Origin of the sequence: Alcanivorax sp. HI0007 (genome assembly GCF_001635525.1) — a bacterium.
GTDB lineage: Bacteria > Pseudomonadota > Gammaproteobacteria > Pseudomonadales > Alcanivoracaceae > Alcanivorax.
Map to the genome: position 1 here is coordinate 1 of NZ_LWEJ01000110.1, position 6,255 is coordinate 6,255.

At 56.2% G+C, this 6,255-nt stretch carries 5 protein-coding genes and 1 pseudogene; all 6 read left to right on the forward strand.

Going from position 1 to position 6,255, the window contains the following annotated elements; all coding sequences use genetic code 11:
- Positions 1–94 precede the first annotated feature (94 nt).
- A complete protein-coding gene (gene merR / locus A3714_RS06405; protein ID WP_063508765.1) occupies positions 95–541 on the forward strand; it encodes an Hg(II)-responsive transcriptional regulator in 447 nt (148 codons plus the stop codon).
- 78 nt (positions 542–619) lie between these two features.
- A complete protein-coding gene (locus tag A3714_RS06410) occupies positions 620–1,921 on the forward strand; it encodes an ISL3 family transposase (RefSeq protein WP_033988338.1) in 1,302 nt (433 codons plus the stop codon).
- A 129-nt stretch (positions 1,922–2,050) separates the two neighbouring features.
- A pseudogene (locus tag A3714_RS17500) lies at positions 2,051–2,185 on the forward strand (Cd(II)/Pb(II)-responsive transcriptional regulator); the annotation flags it as partial.
- Between the two features lie 724 nt (positions 2,186–2,909).
- Positions 2,910–4,205: a TolC family protein gene (locus A3714_RS06415; protein ID WP_063508764.1), complete on the forward strand. Its 1,296-nt coding sequence runs from the start codon at positions 2,910–2,912 to the stop codon at positions 4,203–4,205.
- Complete coding sequence (locus tag A3714_RS06420; protein WP_231866138.1) at positions 4,192–5,934, forward strand: efflux RND transporter periplasmic adaptor subunit; 1,743 nt, start codon at positions 4,192–4,194, stop codon at positions 5,932–5,934. Before A3714_RS06415 ends, A3714_RS06420 begins: the two co-directional genes overlap by 14 nt.
- On the forward strand, positions 5,931–6,255 hold a 325-nt coding region (locus tag A3714_RS06425), incomplete at its 3' end, for an efflux RND transporter permease subunit (RefSeq protein ID WP_197463376.1). The genes A3714_RS06420 and A3714_RS06425, both read left to right, overlap by 4 nt.

Here is a 6,255-nt window from a genome sequence, read left to right on the forward strand (position 1 = left end):
CCCCGTTTTAGATGTCCGCATTGACGATTCTCCTTTCGGGATGGGGGGAGCTACGATAAGGTTACTTCCGTAGCTTGGTACGGAGTCAAGCATCATGAAGAGACATGCAGATAAAGTGGCGGACACCATGACCATTGGCGGCCTGGCCAAGGCGGCCGGCGTCAATGTCGAGACAATCCGCTATTACCAGCGACGAGGGCTATTATCGGAGCCCGAACGCCCTCCCGGAGGTATTCGACGCTATGGTGCCGCCGATATCGACAGGTTGACGTTCGTGAAAACGGCGCAGCAGCTGGGCTTTAGTCTGGATGAGATCAGTGACCTACTTCGGCTGGAAGATGGCGCCCACTGTCAAGAAGCCAGTGCTCTCGCAGAGCACAAGTTAGGGGACGTTCGCGAGAAGATCGACAGGCTTGAAAGAATTGAGAAGGTGCTGAGCGAAATGGTCGACAGATGCCATGCACAACAAGGCAATATCACTTGCCCGCTAATTGCGTCATTGCATGAAGGGCTCAGAGAAGCAGAAGACCCAAGGGAGTAACTCACCTTCAGTTCGTTGAAAACAACGCGGTCAAAGAGTCGCGATCATCTATGGACCATGTCGACAAGGAAAGTTTGCATGACTAGCTTGCCTGACAACATCCTTCACCTTCCCGAGTACCACGTCCTAGGCACCAAGATGGAAGAGCATGATCTCCACTACCAGGTCGAAGCTCCTGAGCCTCTAGCTTGCGAGGAATGCGGCGTTGAGAGTGAGTTTGTCAGGTTCGGCAAGCGCGATGTGGCCTATCGCGACCTACCCATCCACGGAAAGCGGGTCACCCTCTGGGTGGTCCGTCGCCGCTACACCTGCCGGGCGTGTGGAAGGACGTTCCGGCCAGCTCTTCCGGAAATGGTAGACGATCACCGCATGACGCGGAGGCTTTACAACCACGTCGAGAAGGAAGCCTTCAATCACCCCTACGCCTACGTGGCTGATACCACGGGCCTCGACGAGAAGACTGTCCGCGAGATATTCAAGAAGAAGGCTGAGTTCCTGGCAGCCTGGCATCGTTTCGAGACACCCCGCTGCCTGGGGATCGACGAGCTGTACCTGAACCGCCGCTACCGCTGCATCCTGACCAACCTGGAGGAGCGTACCCTACTGGACCTGCTGCCCGGTCGCCAGCAGGACGCGGTGACGAGGCGCCTCATGAGCATGACCGAGCGCCACCAGGTCGAGATCGTCAGCATGGATATGTGGAAACCCTACCGCCGTGCTGTCCAGGCGGTACTGCCGCAGGCTCGCATTGTGGTCGATAAGTTCCATGTGGTGCGGATGGCCAACGAAGCCCTGGAGAAGGTGCGTAAGGGACTCAGGAAGGATCTGAAGCCAAACCAGCGGCGGACCCTCAAGGGCGATAGGAAGATCCTGCTGAAGCGTGCCCACGACGTTTCAGATCGCGAGCGGCTTATCATGGAGACATGGACAGGGGCCTTCCCTCAGCTCCTGGCGGCCTACGAGCACAAGGAGCGGTTCTACCACATCTGGGACAGCACCACCCGGCGTGATGCCGAAAAGGCGCTGGCCCGCTGGATTGACGACATTCCACAGGGGCAGAAAGAGGTGTGGAAGGATCTCGTCAGCGCCGTCAGCGGATGGCGCGAGGAGGTGCTGGCCTACTTCGAAACCGACACCCCAATCACCAACGCCTTCACGGAGTCGATCAATCGGCTGGCCAAGGACAAGAACCGCGATGGCCGGGGCTACTCATTCGAGGTGATGCGGGCCCGGATGCTCTACACCACCAAGCACAAGAAGAAGGTGCCGCAGATCAAGGAATCCCCCTTCCTGGGCAAGGCCACCATGACCTACAGCATGGGTCTTCCCGAGCCTGAGAAAAACTACGGCGTCGATCTATCAACCTTCTGGGAGAGTTAAGGGTTCGAAGGAGCAAGGGGGCTCCATCTACCACTTAATCCGGATACCCCTTTAATCCAACTCATTGTGATTAACTCTCTAGGTGTGTAAAGCCAACAGGTTGCTTATAACAGGAAGTCTGCTGATGCGCGGTCGCAGATAACGGCTTTGCAATCGCTTGAGAAGCAACTCGTTTCCCTGAGAGCGAGGTGCAACGATGGCCGTGAAGTTGATGCTTGCGGGGTTCTTGCTGGCATCAGCGAGGGCATCTTACAACCGCAATAGATCAAAGTGTCGATTTTATAGTTCTTAACCACGCCGCCACCTGTCGACATAAGCCTCGGTACCCAGCATGCCAACAGGCGCCTGGAATGGCATCGAGAGACACTTTCACGCTTCATCAAGTAATGCTATTGAAGGCTGTGGCGTAGAGAAGAGCATGCCAGAGGGAGCAGAGCTGGTGATCAATAGTTATATAGCTCGATATTAAACGTTGACATGGGGGTTACCCCAAGGTTTATGTTGCCTACAGCACATCACTTCGGACTATGCTGACACCATATGTTTATTGCCCGGTTATTCATTAGCTGCCTATTTCTGCTTAGCATCTCCTTGCAGGGGATGGCAGCGGTGCAATTGGTGCAGCCTTGCCCCATGGAACAGACCATGATGCAGGCAGACATGGATGACCGTTGCAGCATGATGTCCGCCATGCCACAAAACGATTGTTGTCTGGATGGTCAATCCAGCACGCACAGTGGCCCGGTTTGCAAGCCTGGTCAGGAGTGCCATGCTGGGCAGCTCTCGATCATGAATACGCCACCGGCGAATTCTTTTCAGGCAGCAAATCCGGCTGCCCCTCATTTTTCTGACCCTCTCTATCTCCCCCTTGCCTTATCTACCATCTGGCGACCGCCACTAGCACTTTCTCACTGATCTTTTCGGGGTCCGGCCTGGTCTGGGCCCACTGAGGGCGCGTTGCGCGCCATGATCCGTGTTGGAGTGACACATGTATTGGATATTTCTGAGCGCCGGCCGGTATCGGCGCGCACTCGGCTGGCTAGCGCCCTCCCTGCTGCTAGCTAGTGTCCAGGCGTTTGGGGCAGAAGGCCTGACTTTTAATCAGGCGCTACAGCTCGCCTTACGTCAATCACCGGAACTGCGGGCGGAATCGGCCCGCGTCGAGGCCGCTCAGCAGGCAGAAGGGCCTGCCGATGCTTTGCCTGATCCCACCCTGATTCTTGGCCTCGACAATGTACCTGTGGATGGTGCCGATCGTTACAGCCTGTCGAGTGATTTCATGACCATGCAGCGTATTGGTGTAACCCAGCGTTTCCCCAATCGCAGCAAACGCACAGCAAGGGCAGAAGGTGCCAGACAGCAAATCGGCTTAACGGAGGCCACGAAAGAGGCGACTCGTCTGGCCGTGCTGCGTCAGACCGCTCAAGCCTGGATCGAGCTCCACACTCTGGATCGTCAACTAGTCCTGCTGGAAGAACTCATTGCTGAAAATCGTTTGTTCGACAAGGCAGTGCGTGCCCGACTTTCATCGGGTCAAGGAAAGGCTATTGATAGCGTGGCACCCAGGCAGGAAGCCGTGACATTACTGGATCGGCGAGATGCTCTTCTGGCCAGGCAACGCCAGGCTAAGGCTCGTTTAATACGCTGGCTGGGGGAAGCCGGCCGGCAATCACCGGCTGGCCAAGCACCTGATTTCGCCATCAATGCTGAACAGTTACTGAATAGCCTGCATAAGCACCCTGAACTTGAGATAGCGTCGCGTCAGGCTTCTGTCGCCCAGGCTAACGCGGACGAGGCTCGTGCCGCCAAGAAGCCGGACTGGGCTTTAACTCTGGCTTATATGAATCGTGAAGAATTCAGTGACATGGCGATGCTACAGGTCAATGTGGACCTGCCATTGTTCAGCCGGTCGCGCCAGGGGCCTCGCATTGCCTCGGCGGAAGCTGAGTGGCAAGCACTGGAATCTCGTGCAGAGGCGGTACGTCGCGAACATGAAGCGATGCTGCAGAGCGATCTGGCCGAATATGAACGCCAGGAACGCACGCTTGCCCGGCAACGGGAGCAACTGGTGCCTCTCGCAAAAGAGAAAGTGGGATTGGCTAGGGCAGCTTGGCGCGGCGGTGATGGCAGTTTGGCCGATCTTGTACGGGCACGTAGCGAATGGCTGGACGCCAAACTGAAAGAAATTGATCTCAGCGGGCAGTATGACCAGCAGGCAGCCGCCCTCCATTTTACCTACGACCACCACGGCATGGTGGGCGAGGAGCAAGATGATGAACATTAAACGCAATGCCTTGATCGGTTTGGCTGCCTCGCTGTTGTTGCTAGCCGGAATATATTTGGGCCGTTACGTCACCCCTTCGCAGAGCAGTATATCGATGGCGATGGACAGCAGTGAAACCAACAGCAAAGCGGATGAAAAGGAAGTGCTGTACTGGTATGACCCTATGTATCCCCAGCAGCACTTTGACGAGCCCGGGCCCTCACCTTTCATGGATATGGAGTTGGTGCCCCGTTATGCCAATGGTGGTGATGATGGCGATCAGCCAACGGTCCGTATTGATGCAGCCATGGTACAAAATCTGGGAATTCGCAGTGCCTCGGTGGTCGTGGCTCAGTCACAATCTCAGCTTGATGTCACGGGGTTGATTGCTTACAACGACCGCGCCCTGACACGCCTGCAAAGCCCCGCGCCTTCCTTCGTAGACAAGGTCTGGCCTCTGGCTGAGGGCGACACCATCTCCAGTGGTCAGCCGCTGATGCAATTGAGAGTTCCGGCCTGGACTGGAGCTCAGCATGAATGGCTGGCCGTGCTCGGCAGCGGCAACAACGAACTGATCGTCGCCGGGCGGGAGCGCCTGTTGTCATTGGGCATGCCTGCATCCCTGATCCGAAGTATTGAACGCCAACGTAAACCGCTGGAAACCTGGACGGTGACAGCTCCGCATGATGGCGTGATACGCAGTCTCAATGCTCGTGCTGGCATGACGCTGTCGGCCGGTGCTCCCGTGGCGGAGATTCAGTCACTCAACCCCGTGTGGGTGGAGATAGCAGTCCCGGAACGCCAATTGGGGCAAGTCAGTAGTGGTAACGCTGTTGACGTGACCGTTCAAGGAGTGAAGCCAGCACTGCGTGAGGGGCAAGTTGCCGACATTCTGCCTCTGGTGGATCAGTCCAGCCGAACTGTGCCGGTGCGAGTGACCTTGTCCAATGACGAGGGTGATCTGCGTCCGGGCATGAGCGCTCAGGTACGCATTCATGGCGAAGCCACACAGAAAGCATTGGCCGTACCAACCGCAGCCTTATTGCATACAGGAAAGCGCAGCCTGGTGATGCTTGATGAGGGGGAGGGTCGATATCGTCCGCAGGCAGTGTTGCCGGGGGGCGAGCTGGGAGACCAAACGCTGATCCTGGCAGGGCTGAAGGAAGACCAGAAGGTGGTTGTCAGTGGTCAGTTCCTGCTCGATTCCGAAGCCAGCCTGCAAGGCATTGCCGTTCAGGAGCTGGCTATGTCAGATGAGACGGAAATGATGAACGCACTGCACTATGCCGAAGGTGTTGTCGAGCAACTGAATGGCAGCAAAATAATGCTGGACCATGGCCCTTTCAAGAGCTTGTCCATGCCTGCCATGACCATGCGTTTTAACCTGGCGAATGAACAAGTAGGCAAAGGGATATCGGTAGGTGATCGCGTGCGCATTGGCATTCGTGATACAGACAAAGGGTTGATTGTGGAGCGCCTAGAAAAGCAGGTGGCGGAACAAAAAGACACCCAAGTGAATTCGTTGCATTACGCCGAGGGGGTTATCGAGGGGCTATCCGACGGCAAGGTCAAGCTTAAACACGGTCCTTTTAAGACGCTCGGTATGCCTGGCATGACCATGCGCTTTCGTCTTGCCAGCGAACAGGTGGCCAGCGATATAGCAGTGGGCGATCGTGTGCGCGTCGGCGTCAAAGATACCGATAATGGCTTGACTGTGGTGTCTCTCGACAAACAGGAGGTTGCACCATGATCGCTACCCTGATTCGCTGGTCGTTGGCTAACCGATTTTTGGTGCTGCTGGCGACGCTGTTCATGAGTGCGTGGGGAATCTGGTCTATCAACAATACCCCCGTAGATGCTTTACCGGATCTGTCCGATGTACAGGTGATTATCCGCACCAGTTACCCAGGTCAGGCACCGCAGCTGGTGGAAAAACAGGTTACCTATCCACTTGCCACCACCATGCTGGCCGTGCCAGGTGCGCGCACAGTACGTGGTTACTCGTTCTTCGGTGATAGTTATGTTTACGTGTTGTTTGAAGATGGTACCGACTTGTATTGGGCACGCTCAC